Source organism: Neolewinella litorea (genome assembly GCF_004803465.1).
Taxonomy (GTDB): domain Bacteria; phylum Bacteroidota; class Bacteroidia; order Chitinophagales; family Saprospiraceae; genus Neolewinella; species Neolewinella litorea.
The window spans coordinates 116,428-136,701 of sequence record NZ_SRSF01000001.1; the positions used below are offsets into that span (position 1 = coordinate 116,428).

14 protein-coding genes are annotated in these 20,274 nt (G+C 60.0%); 10 read left to right on the top strand and 4 right to left on the bottom strand.

Annotated elements, in window-relative coordinates; all coding sequences use genetic code 11:
* Nucleotides 1-2 precede the first annotated feature (2 nt).
* The 4 genes from ald to E4021_RS00545 all read left to right on the top strand — a co-directional run bounded on the left by ald (nt 3) and on the right by E4021_RS00545 (nt 4,808).
* Nucleotides 3-1,097, top strand: a complete 1,095-nt coding sequence (gene ald, locus E4021_RS00530; RefSeq protein WP_136455941.1) for an alanine dehydrogenase — start codon at nt 3-5, stop codon at nt 1,095-1,097.
* 69 nt (nt 1,098-1,166) lie between these two features.
* Nucleotides 1,167-2,693, top strand: a complete 1,527-nt coding sequence (locus E4021_RS00535; RefSeq protein ID WP_136455942.1) for a M28 family peptidase — start codon at nt 1,167-1,169, stop codon at nt 2,691-2,693.
* 6 nt (nt 2,694-2,699) lie between these two features.
* Nucleotides 2,700-3,839, top strand: coding sequence for a sterol desaturase family protein (locus tag E4021_RS00540; RefSeq protein WP_246050186.1), 1,140 nt, complete (start codon nt 2,700-2,702; stop codon nt 3,837-3,839).
* A 54-nt stretch (nt 3,840-3,893) separates the two neighbouring features.
* Nucleotides 3,894-4,808 carry a hypothetical protein gene (locus tag E4021_RS00545; RefSeq protein ID WP_136455943.1) on the top strand — a complete coding sequence of 305 codons (915 nt, stop codon included), beginning with the start codon at nt 3,894-3,896 and terminating at the stop codon, nt 4,806-4,808.
* 13 nt (nt 4,809-4,821) lie between these two features.
* Here the strand turns inward: E4021_RS00545 and E4021_RS00550 are convergent, their stop codons facing one another.
* Complete coding sequence (locus E4021_RS00550; protein ID WP_136455944.1) at nt 4,822-6,237, bottom strand: DUF5106 domain-containing protein; 1,416 nt, start codon at nt 6,235-6,237, stop codon at nt 4,822-4,824.
* Between the two features lie 59 nt (nt 6,238-6,296).
* Nucleotides 6,297-7,022, bottom strand: a complete 726-nt coding sequence (locus tag E4021_RS00555) for a 5-oxoprolinase subunit PxpA (protein WP_136455945.1) — start codon at nt 7,020-7,022, stop codon at nt 6,297-6,299.
* Nucleotides 7,023-7,126: 104 nt separating this feature from the next.
* On the opposite strand from E4021_RS00555, the gene E4021_RS00560 reads away from it, so the two are divergent.
* The 5 genes from E4021_RS00560 to E4021_RS00580 all read left to right on the top strand — a co-directional run bounded on the left by E4021_RS00560 (nt 7,127) and on the right by E4021_RS00580 (nt 12,470).
* Entirely contained in the window at nt 7,127-8,512 is a 1,386-nt protein-coding gene (locus E4021_RS00560; protein WP_136455946.1) for a Gfo/Idh/MocA family oxidoreductase, read from the top strand.
* Between the two features lie 104 nt (nt 8,513-8,616).
* On the top strand, nt 8,617-9,300 hold the full coding sequence (gene ung, locus E4021_RS00565; protein WP_136455947.1) for a uracil-DNA glycosylase: 684 nt from the start codon (nt 8,617-8,619) through the stop codon (nt 9,298-9,300).
* Between the two features lie 33 nt (nt 9,301-9,333).
* Nucleotides 9,334-9,975, top strand: a complete 642-nt coding sequence (locus tag E4021_RS00570) for a hypothetical protein (RefSeq protein WP_136455948.1) — start codon at nt 9,334-9,336, stop codon at nt 9,973-9,975.
* Nucleotides 9,976-9,993: 18 nt separating this feature from the next.
* Nucleotides 9,994-11,274, top strand: a complete 1,281-nt coding sequence (purD, locus tag E4021_RS00575; protein WP_136455949.1) for a phosphoribosylamine--glycine ligase — start codon at nt 9,994-9,996, stop codon at nt 11,272-11,274.
* On the top strand, nt 11,271-12,470 hold the full coding sequence (locus E4021_RS00580; RefSeq protein ID WP_136455950.1) for a GlmU family protein: 1,200 nt from the start codon (nt 11,271-11,273) through the stop codon (nt 12,468-12,470). The genes purD and E4021_RS00580 overlap by 4 nt, the downstream gene beginning before the upstream one ends.
* Here the strand turns inward: E4021_RS00580 and E4021_RS00585 are convergent.
* Complete coding sequence (locus E4021_RS00585) at nt 12,464-13,369, bottom strand: CPBP family intramembrane glutamic endopeptidase (protein ID WP_136455951.1); 906 nt, start codon at nt 13,367-13,369, stop codon at nt 12,464-12,466. The two genes, E4021_RS00580 and E4021_RS00585, sit on opposite strands and share 7 nt — an antisense overlap.
* Before the next feature lie 62 nt (nt 13,370-13,431).
* On the opposite strand from E4021_RS00585, the gene E4021_RS00590 reads away from it, so the two are divergent.
* Entirely contained in the window at nt 13,432-15,408 is a 1,977-nt protein-coding gene (locus E4021_RS00590) for a glycosyltransferase family 2 protein (RefSeq protein WP_136455952.1), read from the top strand.
* On the opposite strand, the gene E4021_RS00595 is transcribed toward E4021_RS00590, so the two are convergent.
* Nucleotides 15,392-20,254 carry a translocation/assembly module TamB domain-containing protein gene (locus tag E4021_RS00595; RefSeq protein ID WP_136455953.1) on the bottom strand — a complete coding sequence of 1,621 codons (4,863 nt, stop codon included), beginning with the start codon at nt 20,252-20,254 and terminating at the stop codon, nt 15,392-15,394. The genes E4021_RS00590 and E4021_RS00595 overlap by 17 nt on opposite strands.
* Between the last annotated feature and the right edge of the window lie 20 nt (nt 20,255-20,274).

Genomic DNA, 20,274 nt, shown 5'->3' on the forward strand with positions numbered 1-20,274 from the left:
CGATGATCATTGGATGTCCTAAAGAAATTAAAAACAACGAAAACCGGGTGGCACTGACCCCCGGCGGTACCCTGGAACTGGTGCGCCGCGGCCATACCGTGCTGGTGCAAACCAACGCCGGGGTGAACAGCGGCTACAGCGATGCCGATTACGTGGAAGCCGGTGCGGAGATCATGCCCGACATCGAGTCGGTCTACGCCCGTGCCGAAACCATCGTCAAGGTTAAGGAGCCCATCGAATCCGAGTATTCGCTGATCCGCGAAGACCAGCTGGTCTTTACCTACTTCCACTTCGCCAGCTCCCGGCCGCTTACCGAGGCCATGATCAAAAGTAAATCGATCTGCCTGGCCTACGAAACAGTGGTAGGACCCAACGGTGGCCTGCCACTGCTCATCCCCATGAGTGAGGTAGCCGGCCGGATGTCGGTACAGGAAGGAGCCAAGTACCTCGAGAAGCCCGCTGGTGGCCGCGGTATCCTGCTGGGCGGCGTTCCCGGCGTGCCGCCGGCGCGCGTACTTATCCTCGGAGCCGGTGTCGTAGGTACCGAAGCGGCCAAAATGGCCGCCGGCCTGCACGCCAACGTGACGGTAATGGACATCAACCTGGATCGCCTGCGGTACCTCGCCAACGTCCTGCCTCCGAACGTTACGCTGGTCTTCAGCAGTGAATACAACATCCGCCGTGAACTGGAACGCACCGACCTCATCATCGGGGCCGTACTGATCCCCGGCGGCAAGGCCCCCAACCTGATCACCCGACAAATGCTGAGCGAAATGCGCGACGGTACCGTGGTGATCGACGTGGCCGTCGACCAGGGCGGTTGTATCGAGACCTGTCACCCCACCACCCACGAGGACCCTACCTACGTGATCGACGGCGTGATCCACTACTGCGTGGCCAATATGCCCGGTGCCGTACCCTTTACCAGTACCCTCGCCCTGACGAACGCCACCTTCCCCTACCTGCTGCAGATCGCGGAGAAAGGGTGGGAGCGCGCCACCGAAGAGAACGCCGGACTGAAGGAAGGCCTGAACATCGTTCGCGGAGAGATCGTCTACCGCGAGGTAGCCGAGGCATTTGAGGAACTGGTAAACTAAGGTCGGAGGAGCGGTCGGCCGGCAACCGGCTTGCCATTCGAATAGACGGGTTTCCATTACTTTTACGCAATGAAGAATACCCTGTTCCTGCTGTTGATTGCTTCCCTTGGTTTACTCGCCCAGGGGGGCAAGCCAGGAGCGGTCGACCGCTCACTACCTGAATTCTCTTTCGACCGGCTCGAACTGGCCGGCCAGCTCTATTTCCTCTCTTCCGACTACCTGCAGGGCCGGCGCACCGGCTCGGTGGGGAACGAGATCGCGGCGGAATTCATCGCCGCCCAGCTTAAGGCTTACGGCTACGAACCAATCAACGCTGCCGACTCCAGCTATTTTCAGCGGGTGCCGCTGCGCATGGTTAACGCACCCACCCGCGCGGCACTGGACATAAACGGTTCTTCCTACACCAACGGGGATGACCTCCTGGTGATTCGCGGACCAGAGGCGGAGGCCACCGCACAGGTGGTGTACGCTAATTTCGGTTGGGTGGACCCGGCCGCCGATCACGACGATTACGCCAACCTGGACGTGAAGGGCAAGATCGTGATCACCCGCGCGGGCCTGCCCGGCGACCAAAGTCAGCAAGCCGTGTTCCGCGGCATGGAAGAAAAGGCCGCCATGGCCGCCGCGGCGGGGGCCGTCGGAATCTTCGAACTGTTCACCCTTCCCTTCCCCTGGGAAAGCTTCAAGCGGTACCTCGGCGGAGAGCGGATCACCATGACCGAAGAAGGGAGTGAAGCCACCATTCCCTACGGTTTCATCCGCCTGCCCGCCGAAAGGGTGAACGAACTGCAGTCTGCTACCGGTGGCCTGCGCGGGTCCCTGGCCAGCACGGGGATGCGCACCACCGGACTCGGCAGCCGTAACGTTGGCGGCATACTGCGCGGCAGCAATCCCGCGCTCGCCGACGAATACCTCCTGATGACCGCCCACTTCGACCACGTAGGCGTGGGCCGACAGGGTGGGGGAGCCTACACCGCCGAGGACAGCATCTTCAACGGCGCACGCGACAACGCCTTTGGTACGGTGAGCCTCCTGGCCGCCGCCCGAGCCTTCGCGCAAGAACCGCCGGAGCGGTCCATAATCGTCCTGGCCGTCACCGGGGAGGAGATGGGATTGCTGGGCAGTAAATACTACGCCGATAACCCGCTCGTTCCCCTGGAGCAGACCATCTTCAACTTCAATACCGACGGTGCCGGCTACAACGATACCTCAGCTATTTCCCTGATCGGGATGGGGCGTACCGGTATCGACGAGCAAATCGAGACCGCCGCCGCGGCTTTCGGATCATCGGTGATTGCCAACCCGGCCCCGGAGCAGGGGCTCTTTGACCGGTCGGACAATGTTAATTTTGCCGTTAAAGGCGTTCCGGCCTTGACCTTTTCCCCCGGCATGACGGGTTTTGACGATGCCATCGCCCGGTACTACCACCAGGTGACCGACAATCCGGAGACCGTCGACGTGGATTACCTGAAACGGTATTGTCAGATCTACACCCTGGCCGTCCGCCTGATCGCCAACCGCCCCTCGGCTCCGTTCTGGAAGGAGGGCGACAAATACGAATCGGCCGGAAAGGCACTTTACGGTAATCGTAAGTAACCACCTATGAACAAGCCCCTGTATACCTTCGAAGACATTCAGAACCTCGAATTCCCCCCCGTCATCGTGTATGCGGTGCCGGTGATGGTGGCCCTGACGGTGATTGAGTGGTTCTTGCGTCGCCGGGAATACATCCACGAACTGGAGGAGGCCGCCGCCGCCCTGGGATACCCGCTGGGCAACGCCCCGACGCTGCGCAATGCCGGTTTCAACCCCTTTACCTACACCCGCAATCGCAATCTCTACGCCGAGTCGCTGAAGACCTTCATAGCCGACCAGGCCGGCACGAGTCGCGCCGAGAAGCACAACTACGATATCAAGGACGGCCTCGCCGCCGCGGGCGTCGGCGTGGGCAACCTCATCAGCACCGCTCTGGTGAAGGCGGCGACTTTCGGCGTCATTCTCTTTTTCTATAACCTGAGTCCGCTGTACATCCCGACTACCTGGTGGAGTTTCATTCTCTGCTTTATCGTGGTCGACTTCTGCCGGTACTGGGCGCACCGCGTCAGTCACGAACAACGGTTCTGGTGGGCTACCCACGTCACCCACCACAGCTCCGAGCAGTACAACTTTACGGTATCCTTCCGACTGAGCTGGACGCAGCACATCAAGGTCATCTTCTTTATTCCGGCGGCGCTGCTCGGCTTTGATCCATTCGTGTTTTTCATCTGCATGCAGATTGGGGTCCTGTACCAGTTCTGGATCCACACCGAACTCATCGACCGTATGTGGGCTCCGATCGAGTTCCTGTTCGTTACTCCAAGCCATCACCGGGTTCACCACGCCACCGAGGAGAAGTACCTGGACAAGAATTACGGATCCAGTCTGATCATTTGGGACCGTATGTTCGGCACCTTCTGTCCGGAAGAGGAAACCCCGAATTACGGTATCCTCAAGCCGGTCAACAGCTACAACCCCATTACGCTGGTGTTCCATGAGCACATCGATATGCTGCGCGATATGAAGACCTACCGCCACCCGAAAGCCTGGTGGCGAATCATGTTCCACGGCCCGGGCCTAACCCTCGACAAGGAAAAGCACTACGGCTTCTACAAGCGCAAGAACGTGCAGGAGGAAGACGAGTCTACCGCGCCCCGGCAGCAGGAGGCCAGCGAGCGCAAGAACCCCCGCAACGTGGTGGTGTAGCGCGAACTTCACGGGCGGCACCGTATTTTAGCAACGGATCCAATACCCTTCATTATGCCGCTTTTCAACGACCTCAAAAAGATTTTCTTCGGTGCTAAATCCGTCGCCCGGCACCAGTCCGAGCGCGCCGGCGAAAAAGCCCGTGAGGCCGGAGACGAGTTGGCCGAGCAGGGTGAGGAGCTCCTGGACAAGACGAAACGCGCCGCGGGGGAATTCGTGGCCCGCGCCCCGGAGTACATCGACCGCGGCCGCGAGGCCCTGAGTGAACTCGGCGATGCGGTATGGAAAGAACCGGAAACGGAACACCCTTCCTCTACCCGGCAGGCAAAAGACCTCATCGACGAGGAACTGAATTTCGGTAACCTCGACCTCACGCGCGAATCCGAAGCCCCGAAATCAGGCAGTATCAATTTCGAGGAGGATCTCCTGGAAAGCGAGCCCCCGAGTCCAAAAGAACCCTCCGCCTTCCGGCAGGTTGCCGATTCCGGACTGGATGCCGCCGCCCTGGCCGGCCTGAAGGCCAAGAAAGCCGCGGAAGCTGCCGGCGAAGAACTGCTCAACCGCGCCGCCGAAACCGGTGCCCGTCTGAAGGGGAAGACCGATGCTTTCATCGAGCACGCCAATCGCGAAGCGGAGCGCATGAAGGCCGAAGAAGAGATCAAAAAGGCAAAGGCCGCCGCCGAGCAGGCCGAAGCACGCGCGCGCGCTTTCGGCAACCGGGAGGGCGAGCGGGACGCCAGCGGCTCAACACTCAGCGGCACGGATTCCTTCTTCGACCGGGCAGACCGTTTCGCGCGTGGCGATTACCACAACGAGGGCGGAAAGGATATGCGCATCCTGCAGGACCCCGACTACCAGGCTCCGAAAAAGGGTGACCGCATCGCCGGTTTTGACGACCGCGATAACGACGGCGACAGCCTCATAGACGATGCGGAAATCGAGGAGGACGACGAACCGACCACTACTTAAAGATTGCTGTCTTTTAGCCCTCCGCCCCGGTGATCGCTGCGTTCAATTCATCCGGTGCTAGGTTCTTCGCGATAATGGTCCGGTCGCCGTCCAGCAGATAGATTTCGGGCGTGTGGTCCACAAAGTAGGTCTTGAAAACAGCCTGGTTGGTGGGATCATAGACGTTGGTCCAGTCGCCGAGGCCAAAACGGTCAACAAATGACCGCCACTTGGCATCATCGGTATCCAGGGCAATGGCGTAGACAGCCGCCCGGCTCCGGTTCTGGCGGTACCAGTCGAGCAGTTTGGGGGTTTCTTCGATGCAGTGGTCGCACTCCGGATTGTAGATGTAGACCACGACGTACGGTTTGGTTTCCCCGTAAATCTCCTTTGTTTTTCCGTCAAGGCCAGGCACCTTCAGGTTTGGCCCGGGCTGCCCTACCAGACTATGGGCCATCATATCGGCCTGGTCCAGCAATCCGAATACGGTCATGCTGTCCGTCCAGAAGGCCCGCTCACGGGTATAATAATTCTGGATCATGTGTACGTAGACGGCTTCCCCGTCCATGAGCGCCGAGGTGCCCGGCTGGTATTGCAGGGTGATGTAGTTGGCGAAGAAGCGGTAAAATTCGTTTTCGTCCAGTACCCTCGACAGCAGGTGATCCGCGGCGGCGGTGACGGAGTCCGCCCGTTGTGGCGTCAGTTCCGTAATGTACCGGCGCAGTTTGTTGGCCACCGCCGGCGTGCGCAGTAGCCGCTCGTCGGAAAAATCCACACCGTCCCAGAAGTTTTTGCGGTAGGCGGCCACCTGGGCGGACTTGTCGCGGCTGCCGTCGGCCTTCCGCAGATCCTGGACTGGAGGGTTCTGGGCCGCCCGTTGGTACGCCGTATAGAAGGCATTCGGGTTTTCTCCGTACTGCTTTTCGTAGAAGGCGTTGAGATCGGACAGTACCCGGTCGCGCGCGTCCAGAAGTTGGGCATACTCGGGCTGTTCGGGTTGCATCGTGCCGAGCAACTGGTTCATGGCCGCCAGGGGCTGGGCGATCGTGCGTTCGTACTGCAGGCTTTCGTACAGCAGCTGATTGTCAATGCTGCCTTCTACGCCCATCGATCCGACGGGTTGCTGCCGGTTGGCGCGTAGGGTAAAGGTTTGGTCCTGGTCGAGCAGCAGGGGTACCGTAGTCTGGTCCGTGAAGAAAGCAAAATAGTAGCCCGGCTCGTAGGGTACGTCACGCTGAAAGCGAACCGTCCCGTCCGTCTCCACCCGGGCGGAATCCATGCGGTATTGCTGATCCATGTACTGGCCGACCAGCAGGACGTTGCCGGGCGCGGCGCCATTGAGCACAATGGTGATGTCGGCTGAAGCATCGCCCCCGTTGGAGCTGTCGGAATTCTTTTCGGAACAGGCAAGAAGTAACAGGGGAAGGAGGGAGAGAAAGCAGCGGCGCATGAATGGGGTTATTAGGCCGCAAAGCTAACGGTACGTGGCTTGCTGGGGGGCAGGTTCAACTATTTTGCCCCGTCAAGCTCCCGACGAACTGCCATGGCCCGGTCTACGGCACCGGTGTGATCCCCGTGGATACAGAGCGTCTGCACCCGCAGGGGGTAGTCCCGTCCGTCGCTGGCGGTGACCTTCCCTTCGCGTGCCAACTTCCGTGCCTGCTCCGCCGCCCGCTTCGGATCGTCGATGGAAGCGTTTTCCAGTTGGCGCGACCGCAGGTGCAGTGAGGGCTCATAGACGCGGTCCACGAACCCCTCAGCGTAAAAGGTGCGTCCGGCCTGCTCCGCGGCCCGTTGCAACTCCCCGCCGGGCGGGCCATAGAGGGTGGGTATGTCCAGTAGCTTCATGACTTCTACGATCGCGGCGGCCGAGGCACGGTCACCGTCGGCGAAGTGGTACAGCGCACCGTGGGGTTTGAGGTGGTGCAGCTTGGAGCCCGCTGCCCGTACCATACCGTCCAGGGCACTGACCTGGTACAGCAGCAGGGCGCGCAATTGCGCTACGGGAAGGTGGAGGGTGCGGCGTCCGAAGTGCTTGCGATCGGGGAAACTGGGGTGGGCTCCGATACGGACGCCGTGGTTCAGCGCCAAATCGATGGTTTGCACCATGGTCAGGGCATCGCCGCCGTGGAACCCGCACGCCAGGTTACAGGCGTCGAGGTAGGGCATCAGCGCGGCGTCGTCGCCCACGCGATGGTCGTACCACGATTCGCCCAGGTCGGCATTGAGTTCCATGATTGTGAACCAGAGTTGATGGCCCGAAGAAAATTACCCGGCACCGGCGTTTGCGCAATATAAATCGATTGTAATGTAGTAACTTGACCACATAATTCCATTCCATGCATCGAAGAACATTCCTGAAGTCAAGCACCATTCTCACCGCTGCCCTGGCCGCAAGCCAGGCGAGCGCATTCGCCCTCTGGAAAAATACGGAACAGAAAAGGGTAGCCCTGGTCGGTACCGGCATACGGGGCAGCTCACTCTGGGGCCGCAACCTGGTGGAAAATTATTCCGAGCAGGTGGAGTTCGTCGGCTTGTGTGACATTAATCCCGGCCGGGTAAAGTTCGTCAAGGGTGCCATGGGCGTCGACTGCCCTACGTTTACGGACTTCGACAAGATGATGCAGGAAACGAAACCCGGATGGGTGATCGTGACCACGATGGATTCGACCCACGACGAATTTATCATCCGCGCCATGGAGCAGGGGGCCAACGTCATCACCGAAAAGCCGATGACCACCACCGCCGAGAAATGCCAGGCCATCCTGAATGCCCAGGAGCGGACCGGACGCAAGGTCCTGGTTACCTTCAACTACCGCCATTCCCCCCACAATACCGCCATCAAGCAATTGCTGCACGATAAGGAAGTGGGGCCGGTAACGAGCGTAGATTTCCACTGGTACCTCAACGTGCACCACGGCGCCAGCTACTTCCGCCGCTGGCACGCCTACGTCGAGAATAGCGGCTCCCTGTGGGTACACAAGGCCACCCACCACTTCGACCTGCTCAACTGGTGGGTCAACGCCACGCCGGTGGCCGTGACCGCCATGGGTGCCCTGGAACACTACGGCAAGAATGGCCCCTTCCGCGGCGAATCCTGCCGGACCTGCCCGCACAAGACCGAATGCCCCTACTATTGGGACATCACCAAGGAGGAGTACCTGATGGACCTGTACGTAGACAACGAGGAATACGACGGCTACATCCGCGACAGCTGCGTGTTCCGCGAGGACATCGACATCTGGGACAAGATGAGTGCGCAGATCCTCTACGACAACGGTGTGGTGGTCAATTACAGCCTGACCACCTATTCGCCCTACGAAGGCTACCGGATCGCCTTCAACGGCCACGACGGCCGCATCGATTCCTGGGAGGATATCCCCTTCCAGCGCGGCGAGTACAACAAGGAGGAGCAGGCCGCCTTGCACAGCGACGAAATGACCTTCAAAACGGAAGAGGTGCCCACGGAATTCCACGAAATTATCGTGCACAAAAACTTCGAGCGCGATTTCGAAAGTATTAAGGTGCCCAAGTACCGCTACGGACACGGCGGCGGCGACCGGCGCATGCTGGACTACCTCTTCGTGAATCCCGACGCCGCCGACCCATTGAGCCACATGGCGGGTACCCGCGACGGGGCCCTTTCGGTCCTCATCGGCATCGCGGCCCGGCGGAGTATCGCCGAGGGGCGGATGGTCCGGCTCGACGAATTGGTGAAGGTGTAAGGGCCTTGTGCTGAATACTGGCCGGATAAAATCTACGGCATGCCGGGGCGGCGGGAACATTTTCCCGTCGCCCCGATTTAGTTAGCATCACCCAAGAACCGAGCATGTCCGCCGTCAACGTACAAATTGAACCCACCTGGAAGGAAGCCCTACAGGATGAATTCAGCAAACCCTACTTCCGCACCCTTATCGGATACATCAAGCAGGAGAAGGCCGATGGAAAGACGATCTACCCGCCCGGATCCCTGATCTTTAATGCCTACAATACCACCCCCCTCGACGAAGTGAAGGTGGTCATCCTCGGACAGGACCCGTACCATAACCCCGGTCAGGCTATGGGCCTAAGCTTCAGCGTACCCCGCGGCGTGACCCCACCCCCCAGTCTGCGCAACATTTACCAGGAGATCGAGGACAGCCTCAACATCCCCCGCCCGGCGCACGGCGACCTGACCCGCTGGGCGGAGCAGGGCGTGTTCCTCCTTAACGCCATGCTGACGGTGGAAAAGAACCAGCCCGGCAGCCACAAACGCTCCGGCTGGCAGTACTTCACCGACGCGAGCATCAAGGCGGTGAGCGACCGGACCGAGCACACCGTTTTCATGCTCTGGGGTGCCTTCGCGCGCAAAAAGGCGGAGTTGATCGACCGGGGCCGCCACCTCATTCTGGAAAGTGCGCACCCTTCGCCCTTCTCGGCCGACAAGGGCTTTTTCGGCAACCACCACTTCAAACAGGCCAACGAATACCTGGAGGCACACGGCAAGACTCCGATCGATTGGAGTTTGGACTAAGCCGGGGAACGCTACATTTGCAAAAAATTGCCCTTGCGCATCCTTGTTCCCTCATTGTTGACCTTGCTCCTGGCGTGCGGACCGGCCGAGCCCACCCCGATCCTGGAGGTGAAGTCGGTGAGCGGCCACGTACGGTACCAGCAGGGGAACCAGAGTCTGCAGGCGGATCTGTTACTGCCCGATTCCACCGACCGGGTACCCAGTTTCCTCGGGAGCGCCATGGAACCCATCGGACAGTTGCCCACGGACCGCTTCCGGCACTACGCCACCGGGGATCTTCCCTCGGTACTCCGCTTCGGGGTGGATGCGGATGGCGAAACCACCGCGACCTTCAGTTTCGTGAGCCACCCGATCTACGTCGATTCCCTGCCGGATACGCTATACCGCAGTGAGGCAGTCAATTTCCCGGTAGCCGATCGCGGCCTCACCGAAGTGGAAAGCCTGGTGCTGTTCTTCGAGCCCACCGATCGCAGCACCCCCAAGCGCATCCTGGTGACCGGTCCCACGGCCACCGGAACGGTATCGCTGCCCACCTCGGCCATCGACGACATTGCCCCCGGGGAATATGAGGTGTACATCGTCAAGCAACGCCTCTTCAAAGACCAGATTCGAACCGTAAAGGCGAGTATTCAAACCGAGTTCTTCACCCGATCCGCTCCCGTCACCGTCCAATAGCTCTCAAAAGAAATCACCATGAATGTATTACTCCTCGGCAACGGCGCCCGCGAAGACGCACTGGCGTGGCGAGTGTCCGAAAGCCCCCTCTGCGGCGAACTCTTCATCGCGCCCGGCAACGCCGGTACGGAACGGCGGGGCACGAATCTTCCCCTGGATCTGAGTGATTTCAACGCCATCCGGCAAGCGGTGCTCGACCACAAGATCAAACTGGTAATCTGCGGACCGGAAGAGCCCCTCGTCCGCGGCCTGCGCGATTACTTTCGGACCGACGACCAACTCAAGACGGTATACTTTATTGGTCCGGGTCGGGAAGCCGCCCGGCTGGAGGGAAGCAAGGCCTACGCCAAGGCCTTTATGGAGGAATACGGTATTCCCACCGCCGGCTACCGGCGCTTCACCGCCGACGATCGCGAGGAGGCCGCCGCTTATCTGGACAGCCGTACGCCGCCCATCGTCCTTAAGGCCGACGGCCTGGCCGCCGGCAAGGGCGTGATCATCCTCAACGACGTAGGGGAAGCGAAACGGGAGCTGAATGCCATGCTGGACGGTAAATTCGGGGAGGCCAGCGCCACGGTGGTGGTGGAGGACTTTCTGGACGGCATCGAGTTTTCGGTTTTTGTGCTCACCGACGGCAAGAGCTATCGCATATTTCCCGTCGCCAAAGACTACAAACGCATCGGCGTAGGCGATACGGGCCCTAACACGGGGGGTATGGGCAGCGTAAGCCATCCGCCCTTCGTCGATCCGGACCTCATGCGCAAGGTGGAGCAACGCATCATCCAGCCCACCCTGGAGGGAATCCAGAAACGGAAACTCGACTACCGGGGCTTCATCTTCCTCGGCCTCATCGCCGTGGAGGGCGAACCCTTCGTCATCGAGTACAATTGCCGCCTTGGCGATCCGGAAACCCAAACGGTTATGGCCCGTCTCCAGACCGACATCATGCAACTGCTGCTCGAAGCCGTGGAGGGAGACCTGAGCACCGCCGTGATCCGCATGGACCAACGGCAAGCCGCGACGGTCGTGCTCGTCAGCGGAGGATACCCCGGCCCCTATGAGAAGGGAAAGACCATCAGCGGACTGGACGATATCCAGGACAGCATGATCTTTCACGCTGGTACGCGGCGCAAGAACAAGCAGGAAATCGTAACCAATGGAGGCCGGGTGCTCTCGGTCACCAGCTACGGTGACACGCTTGCCGAGGCCCTGGAGAAGTGCTACGCGAACGCCCGACGCGTCTCCTTCGAAGGCGCTAATTACCGCAGCGATATAGGCTTTGATCTGGAGACGGCATGAGGGTAGTACTTTTTGACGGCGCGGCCCGGGAGGCCCTGCTTCCCCTTACTTACAGTCGACCGGTAGCGGACCTGCGCGTAGGCATCCTGACCATCGCCGAAAAATGGTCGCGTCGCCTGGACCGTGGCGTCGATTTGTATACCCAGGATTACTTGCAGGATGAATATCCGGTTGAACTGGGGGATGATAATCTGCTCATTGACGGTAGCTTACTACCAAGTGATGAATTGATCGGTTTGCTCCGAGACCTACCGCCAAACAGCATTGAAAATTTAAATGGCGAGGCCTTGGTGGCGCGTCTATCAGCTGGACCAGCACGCGAATTTCTAAACGGTGCGGAAGTTGAGGTAAACCAGCACGGAAACCTGGCCGGCATGCCGCTGCTGCGGGTAAACCGTCCGGCCGACCTCTTTTTACTCAATGACCGGTCCCTGCGCGACGACTTCGCCCTCCTCACCGAGGGAAGACAATCCGCGCCGCTTTCCTCCACCAACACACTCATTGGCCCGACCGACCAACTCTTCCTAGAGGAGGGCGTGACCCTGGAAGCCTGCACGATCAACGTGACCAGTGGCCCGGTTTACTTCGGTCGCGACGCCGTGGTGCTGGAAGGCTGTCTCATCCGGGGTCCGGTTGCGGCGGGCGCGGGTGCCGTACTCAAAATGGGGGCCAAAGTATACGGTGCCACTACGATTGGTCCGTCCTGTAAAGTTGGCGGGGAGATCAATAACGTAGTCTTCTACGGCAACAGCAACAAGGGGCACGAAGGCTTCCTGGGCAATGCGGTGGTGGGCGAGTGGTGCAATATCGGCGCCGATACCAATGCCTCCAACCTGAAAAACGACTACGGTGACGTGAAGGTGTGGTCTTACCCGGCCGGCCGGCGGGTGTCGACCGGGCTCATGTTTCACGGACTGATCCTCGCCGACCACGCCAAGGTGGGAATCAATACCATGTTCACCACGGGAAGCGTGGTGGGCTTTTCGGCCAACGTTTTTGGGGCGGGGTTTCCGCCGGGATTTCTGCCCTCCTTTACGTGGGGTGGAGCAGAGGGTCTACAGACCTACCGCATCGACAAGGCCATAGCCACCGCCGAGCGCATGATGGAACGGCGCGGCGTCACCTTCACCGAGCGTGACCGGAAATTGTTTGAGCGCGTATTCGCCGACAGTGAACGTTACCGTCGGGACTACTGATCTCCGGGCGGGCGGGTGGATGCCAGTTCCCCGCGCAGCTTCTTTTCCGAGCGGACGATCAGGTAACCCACAATGCCCAGACTGATGGTGCCGGCGATCAGCAAGGGCATGAAGGGGGTGTCCATTTCCGTGTCCGCGGTGAATTCCCCGGACCAGTAGGTGGAAATAACCTGACTACCGTTAAATAAGAGGTGCAGTGCGATGGGTACCCACAGCGAGCCCGTCCAACGAAAGGCATAGCCCAGCAGGGCGCTCAGTAACAGGCGGGGCACAAAACCGGCGAATTCAATGTGAATGGCTGAAAAGATGGCGGCGGCCACCCATACGGCTGCGTGTCCCCCCATTATGCGCGGCAAAAGTTGACCCTGAATGAGCCCCCGGAACATCAGCTCCTCGCACAGGGCGGGCACCACTGCCACGGTGAGCAGGGCCATCAGGAGTTCCGGCAGAATTTCGAAGGTCAGGATGCCCGCCAGCATGGTATTGCCAGTGGCTTCGGAGCGGTCCATCCAATCTGGTAAATCAAGCTGCAGGTTGAGGTAGGCACCCAAGGCAATGAGTGGCAACCCCAATAGGAAAGCCAGCACCGCGGGGGTGGTGAACTGCGGACGGACAACGGGTACGAGGCGGGCGGCGCGCGACCAGGCCGCGCCGAAGGCCAGACTGAGGGCCAACATGGCCGAAAGTCCCCATGTGCCGACGTTGTTGATGAGCAGAATGAAACGCAACTGTTGTCGCTGACTGATCTCCGTCAAGGTAGCGGTGGAATCGCCCAGCGGAAGGGCGAACTGCCGGGCCAGGATGAACACTACGCCGTTGGTGATGAGGAGGAGCGCGATAATGCTGAAGACCGTGTACAGCAGTAGGCGAAAGCCACTTACGGGGGAGGGAGGAGTCATGATTTCGGTTGCTGCCTATATAACCCCCGGGGCGGCATAAGTTTGCGTTCTACCTTTATGCCGTGCAGCTCTCCGTCATCATCGTCAGCTACAACGTCCGGTACTTCCTGGAACAATGCCTGCTGAGCGTAGCGCGCGCTGCCCAAGGCATGGGCACCGAGACGTGGGTGGTGGACAACAACTCCGCCGATGGTTCCGTGGAAATGGTATGTCGTCGCTTCCCCTGGGTGAAGGTCATTGCCAACGACGATAACCCCGGCTTCTCCGTGGCCAACAACCAGGCCCTACGGAAGGCCGCCGGCAAGTACTGTCTGCTGCTTAATCCGGACACCCTCGTGGAGGAAGACACATTCCGGCGCTGTTACCGCTTCGCCGAAGAGCATCCGGATCTCGGTGGCTTGGGTGTGCGAATGATCGACGGCAGCGGTCGGTTCCTGCCAGAGAGCAAGCGGGGGCTCCCCACGCCCTGGGTGGCCTTCACGAAGGCCTTCGGACTGGCGCGGCTCTTCCCCCGGTCACGGCGCTTCAACCATTATCACCTGGGTTACCTGCCGGAGGATGAGACCCACCAGATTGAGATCCTCGCCGGCGCATTCATGTGGATGCGGACCGCGGCGCTGGAGCGGGTGGGACTGCTCGACGAGGCTTTCTTCATGTACGGTGAGGACATTGACCTTTCCTACCGCCTGATTCAGGGGGGGTACCATAACTATTACTTTCCGGGAACGAGCATCATCCACTACAAGGGGGAAAGCACCAAGCGCGGCAGCCTCAATTACGTCCGGGTATTCTACCAGGCCATGGTGATCTTCGCCCGCAAGCACTTTGTGGGCGCCGGGGCGCGGTGGCTGGTGCTGATGATGCAGTTGGCGATCTATCTCCGGGCTTTCCTGACACTGCTGGGGAATGCCTGGCAGCGACTTCGCTTTCCCCTGGTGGACGCCGCAGGCATGTACTTAGGCCTCGGCCTGCTCGAACAACTCTGGTCGGCGTACCACTTCGGCGACACCGGATACTTTCCGGAATACATCTACTACCTCCACTTTCCCGGCTACACACTGCTCTGGACGGGGAGCATCTTTCTGGGGGGAGGTTACGACCGCCCCTACGATTACGGCCGGCTGCTGAGCAGTCTGGGTATTGGTACGCTGCTGCTGCTTTCGATCTACGGACTGCTGCCGGAAGAGCTGCGTCCGAGCCGTGCCCTGCTTGTTTTGGGAGCCGCCTGGGCCGTGGGCTGGACCTTACTGGTGCGCACCCTGGCCCGGTGGATCGATCCGGCGGCGGGCGGTCCGGCTGCCGACCGGCGGTTGCTGATCGTCGGCCGGGCTGGGGAGGCCCAGCGTACCCTGAGCCTGCTCCAGCGGGCGGGAACCACTGCACAATTCATTGGACGAGTAAGCCCCGGCACCCGCGCCCCGCGCCCGGAGGAAGAAACGGAAGAAGCGATCGGCAGTACCGAACGCCTGGTGGCCCTGAGCCGCCTGTACCGGGTGGAGGAGATCATATTTTGCTCGGCGGACCTGGACATCGGCGACATACAGCGGTGGATGCGGGAACTCGGCCCGCGCATCCAGTACCGAATACTACCGGAGGCGAGCCGGAGCATCATCGGAAGCCACCGTCCCGACCAGCGGGGAACGCTCTACACCATCGACGTGAACCTGCGCATCGACGACCCCGTGATGCGGCGCGGCAAATGGCTGCTGGACCGGGGTTTGGCCCTGCTCCTGCTGCTGACCCTGCCCCTGAACGTTTGGTTCGTGGCCCGACCGGGGAACTACTTGCGTAACCTGCTGCGCATCCTGGTAGCGGGGGCGAGTTTCGTGGGGTACCACCCGAGCGATGCTGAGCGAAAATTACTGCCGACCCTACGCCCCGGTATCCTGTATCCCGGCGTGGGCAGCGAGATCACGGACGCGGAAACTCTCCATCACCTCAACCTGCTGTATGCTAGGGACTACGGGCTGGGGGAGGATGTGCACCTGATCGCGGCCCACTTCCGCCAACTGGGGGGCGCGCCTAGCGCCGCAGGGTGACGTCTTTGCGGAAGCCGTCGAAGAACTCCGACAGCGAATCGAACTCCCGCTTCCAGCTTAGTCCGGTGCCCACCTGCAGGCGGCGCCCGCTGGCGATGTCGGGTTGCCGGCGCTGGTACACCCGCAGTTTGAGCGAGCGGCTATCGTTGAGCACGTATTCCAGTACCACGTCGTTGCCGATGAAAGTGCCGGTATTGCCCCCGGCGGCAAACTGGTTGTTCAGCACGTTGACGTCGCCGCTGAGGCTCAGGCGGTTGTTGAAATCGCGCCGGAAGGAGAACTCCACGGCCTGTCCGCGACCGATGGTGTTCTGGTTGTTCAGGCTGGTATTGGTGGAGTAGTTGTTGTAGGCGATGTCAAAGTCAAAGCCAGAAATGAAGGCGTCTTCTCCGAAAGCGTCACGCAACAAGTCGTTCAGCAGCAGGCTCAGGTAGGTAGACAGCCACTCGCTTACCGTATTGACGGCCACGTCGGCCACGTTGAAACTGAGGTCGGAGGGCAGGAACTGTCCGACGGCAATGAGACCGAATACCTGGCGGTTCAGTTCGTTCTGGTCCAGTAGTAACTGCCGACGCTTGTTGTTGGCGTAGTTTTCGAGGCGGCCATCCAGGTTGGGGAAACCGATGTCGAAGTTGATGTTGGGCTGGGTGAGGATGCCGTCGAGCTTGAGGGTCAGCTCGATGTCCGTGGCCTGCGAGGCACTTTGCGCGATATCCGTGCTCCCGTCGACGGGCAGGTACTCCCGCACGAAGTTGATGATGGGCGTTTTCAGGTTCTGGTAATCGGCCGCAATGTCGATGCGCGCGGCGAAGGGGTCGCCGGACCAGGAGACGGTACCACCCGGGCGAACGGTAAATTCTTTGTTCACCACCTTGTAGAGCGTGAACAGGTAATCACCTTCCGTAAGCGTGATCGTTCCGTACATCTGTAAGTCGCCGTCGCGCGGGATCCGTATGGTGAGGTTGCCATTACCCTGGCCGCGCAGGATATCACCTACCTCCTCGTCAAAGATGATTTCCCCGATGGCCTCGTCAGTGACCTCGATTTCCATTTCCAGGCTCACTCCGGCCGGGTCGGCGGCGGCTACCGTTTCTTCCTCCTCTTGGTATACGCGCCGGTTGACGAAGCGCACGTTGTCGATCGGGCCGGCCCCCGTCCCCTCCGTTACCGGAATCGACAGGCGGGAATCGCGGCCGACGGTAGCGCGGACGTAGATGTCGGTCTGCCGGAAATTGCCGGAGAAATCGACCGTTCCGCTGCCGATGGCGCGTCCGTAGAAATTGGGGTTCTGACCCGGCGAGAGGTCCAGGGCCAGGAAGCGATCCGTGCGCAGGCGCGCGCTGATGCCCAGGTTCTTCAGTCGGTCGTGGGTGATGCCCCCGGTTAGCCGGGCTACGTTGTTATAGCGGTCGAGCAGTCGGGTGCCGGCCAGGTCGAACAGGGTGTTGGTGATGCGCACCCGCGATTCGTCGAAGTGATACCGCGTTTGCAGGTAGTCTAGCGTGAAAGCCCCCGCCGAGGCATCAATGTACCCCTGCACGTCCGGCTTGCCGACGGGGCCAACCACGTTAAGTCGCCCGTTGATCTTGCCGACAATGTCGGACACGGAGCCGCCCACCCAGTAACTCGCCAGGTCGAGAGGGTACCCGTTGATGTCTACCGTAAGGTCGAGGTAGTTCTTGCGCTGATCTACCCGGGGCGTGAGCGATAGATCGCCAAGGTTAAAGGTGGCCTCCGCGATTAACTGCGCGGTGTCGCGGTTCAGGTTCATGTAGGCGGTAAGCCTTCCTTTGGGGTCAGGGGCCTGCAGGTCGATCCGCAAATACCCGTAATCGTCGCCGTTTATGAGGAAAGTATCGCTGCGGATGTCGGCGCTCAATCCTTTAAGTAGAAATACATTATCTACTCCTACGTGTACATCCACGTCACCACTAAAATCCAGTGGCTGGTAGGCCCAAACTGAGTCGATGAGACCCAGTGCCATGTTTTCGAAATTCAGATCCAGTCCTTTATCGCCGCGCTTGGAGACGCGAATACGGCGGTTCCCGCTTCGCAGACTGAAGTTGCGGCTGTCGATGTACTGCGGCCCGATCACGAGCCGGTTGTCACGGCGGATCGCCCAGGGTTCCTGGAACAGCACCAGATCCGAATCGTCGAAGCGGATCGCGTAGTTGGCGGAATCGGGAAGGGTGATTTCGCCGTTGAGGTTGAGCTTCTCGAGGAACAGCCCTCCGGCACCTCCGTAGTTGATGCCGAAACTGATGGTGTCGCGGTCGATCAGGCTGAGGAGAGTAAGTTGGTCGAGCAGCGGTTTGCCGTTCACCAGCGTGCTGTCGATGACCAGATCGAGTTCGCCTTCGGCTCCGTCGCCCTTCGCCCGGACGATCAGGTCAACCAGTGAAATGTTGTCAAAGGTGAAACGGGGTGCCAGCAACTCCGCCTTCAGGTCGTCTTCGTACCCATCGTAGCTACCGGTGAGGTGTACGTCTATGAGCGGCCCCAATTTGGGGTTGATGAGGCGGTTAAGCCCCTTGGAGTCAATGACCGTCAGGTCAAAGCTGAACTTATTGTCTTCGGGTATGATTCGCGGCGGCTTGATGTTGAGGCGGCGTGCCCAGCCGGGGTAGTACTCTACCAGGTAGCGGGTCAAACTCGTGGATACCTCGTTGAGGTCGAACCTTCCGATGATCTCCCCCTCGGCGACGTCGCTTTCCAGCTTAACTACCTTTTGACCCTCGGCATTAAAATTGGAGTAGGCTAACAGCCTGCCGATGTCAATGACGGCCGTGTCACGGACGACCTGGAAACTATCAAGCTCCACCCGGCCCTCCATTTCGCTGAAGACGGTATTGATGACGTTCAGGTCAACGTTGCCCGAAAGCACGATCAGTCGCTCGCTGAGGTTCAGGGCCTGCAGGTCCACTCGCTCGATGTCGGCCTGGAAATCAAAGACCGGAACGCTGTCGCGAAAATCCAGTTCCCCCAGAAAGTAGAGGTCGATATTCTGATCCGCGATTTCGAAGCTTCCGTTAAAGAACTGCTGCTCCAGCCGGCCGCTGATCAAGGCATTCTGGTATACATAGTCGCGGAAGCTAAGACGCTCAATGGTTGCGGTAAGGTTGGCGCTGGCGGATTCGGCCAGCAGGCCTACGCCGTCGTTGATGGACGCGCTGAAGTCTACCTGGCCGAGTTGTGCGTTGTCGGTCCAGCGACCGAGATCGAAGTTGTCCAGCGAGAGGGTACCGCTGTATTCCGCGCGGGTGGACCCGTTCTCGATGTCCATCCGCATATCCAGCTGGGCCCGACCGAGCTCCGTGCGCAGGTCACCCTTGGCGGCGAAGTCCGTAAAGAAGCCGTCGAATTGTCCGTTGAAGTCGAGCCGGCCCAGCTTGTTGAAATTTTGGGGCAGGTTCAGCCGGGGGATGAGGCGGCGCAGCGCACCGACGCTGGTCTTCAGAACGTCAAGTTTTAGGTTCAGGGCTTCTGAACCCGGCAGGGCGAGATTGCGGCTGCTAAAGCTTCCCGCCAGGTAGTTCCTGTCGTCCAGCCCCAGGGTGACGTCCTCGGCCCGCAGGTTATTCACCCGTCCGGTAAAGCCGCCGCCCAATTGGATGCTGCGGTCCCGGTTGTCGCGAAAGAAGGGGTTGAAGCGCAGCTTCCGTGCGAAGTACAGCAGGTCACGTACGGCCAGGGTACTGGGTTGCAGACTGATCTCCATCCTCACCCGGTTGTTGAAGTCGGCCCAACTTTCCCAGCCTCCCGGGAAGTTGAACCGGAGCGAGTCGGAAAGCATGCTATTCGGGGTGGCCAGCACAAGGTCGTTGAGGATCAGTTCCGTTGGCGTGACCCGCAGCTCTTCCACGCTGAGGCGATTAAGGATGAAGCCACTTCCCTCCTCAAGACTGAGGTGCTCCAGGGTAGCATCCAGCTCACCGTTCCAGTAATCGATACCCGTCAACTCCAGGTCGATGTCGTGGGTAGATAGGCGGGCAAAGTCTACGGCGCTGAGATCGCTTTCCTCGATGGCTTCTTTTCGGAAGTTGTTGAGGATGAAACTTCCGCCGATAATTTCCACACTGTTGGCCAGGACGTGCAGACTGACGCGGTTGGTGTCCACCAACAGACTGTCCTGCTGACGTATGGCCTCATCCAGTTCGGGAATAAGGGAAAGCGGGGTGGGCGGGATACTGGTTTGCCGGATCACCGGGTGAACGATCTCGGCCGTCTCAATCGATACCAATTTGTTGGCAAGGTCCAGCTCGTCCAGGAAGATGACACCGGATTCGAGGCTGACGTCGAAGCGCTGTCCGCGGACGCTGTCGTCCTGGATGAAGGATATATTTCTCAGGTCCACCCGGTCCAGGTCAAGGTTGATGGGTTTGGCGGGCTCATCGCGGGGCGGAAAAAGGCGTTCCAGAGCCGTCTCCAGGTTGGTCTCCGGATCACCCAGGTCGCGGCGGATCTTGAAGCGGGTATCGGAAATAGATACCTCCTCAATTACTACTGCATTATTCAGGAGGGATAGCAGGTTAAAATCAGCAGTGACTTCCCGGCCATAAAGAAGCGTGTCGCCGTACTTGTCTTCGATGAAGACGCCCCGCAGGGTCAACTCATCGAACCAGGAAAGGCGGGCATAGTCGATGGATACCTCGGTTTCCAGGGTTCGACTGAGGTTAGCCGTCACGCGATCTACCAGCCAGTTCTGAAAGGAAGGCAATTGTAACAGCCCCAGGGTAAAGACCAACAGCAGTACCACCCAGACGAAGAGCTTGCGCACCCGCTGCCACCACCGGCGCTTCAGGCGGCGCGGCTGGGGATTTTGGGGAACTTCGTTGACTTCTTCCATGAATTGAACTGGCGTAGGAT

Bases quoted from the DNA above. Each gene is read 5' to 3' on its own strand.
- ung (WP_136455947.1), top strand. From the start codon at position 8,617: ATGTCCGCCGTCAACGTACAAATTGAACCCACCTGGAAGGAAGCCCTA.
- E4021_RS00550 (WP_136455944.1), bottom strand. From the start codon at position 6,237: ATGCGCCGCTGCTTTCTCTCCCTCCTTCCCCTGTTACTTCTTGCCTGT.
- purD (WP_136455949.1), top strand. From the start codon at position 9,994: ATGAATGTATTACTCCTCGGCAACGGCGCCCGCGAAGACGCACTGGCG.
- ald (WP_136455941.1), top strand. From the start codon at position 3: ATGATCATTGGATGTCCTAAAGAAATTAAAAACAACGAAAACCGGGTG.
- E4021_RS00545 (WP_136455943.1), top strand. From the start codon at position 3,894: ATGCCGCTTTTCAACGACCTCAAAAAGATTTTCTTCGGTGCTAAATCC.
- E4021_RS00540 (WP_246050186.1), top strand. From the start codon at position 2,700: ATGAACAAGCCCCTGTATACCTTCGAAGACATTCAGAACCTCGAATTC.
- E4021_RS00580 (WP_136455950.1), top strand. From the start codon at position 11,271: ATGAGGGTAGTACTTTTTGACGGCGCGGCCCGGGAGGCCCTGCTTCCC.
- E4021_RS00535 (WP_136455942.1), top strand. From the start codon at position 1,167: ATGAAGAATACCCTGTTCCTGCTGTTGATTGCTTCCCTTGGTTTACTC.
- E4021_RS00560 (WP_136455946.1), top strand. From the start codon at position 7,127: ATGCATCGAAGAACATTCCTGAAGTCAAGCACCATTCTCACCGCTGCC.
- E4021_RS00555 (WP_136455945.1), bottom strand. From the start codon at position 7,022: ATGGAACTCAATGCCGACCTGGGCGAATCGTGGTACGACCATCGCGTG.
- E4021_RS00595 (WP_136455953.1), bottom strand. From the start codon at position 20,254: ATGGAAGAAGTCAACGAAGTTCCCCAAAATCCCCAGCCGCGCCGCCTG.
- E4021_RS00585 (WP_136455951.1), bottom strand. From the start codon at position 13,369: ATGACTCCTCCCTCCCCCGTAAGTGGCTTTCGCCTACTGCTGTACACG.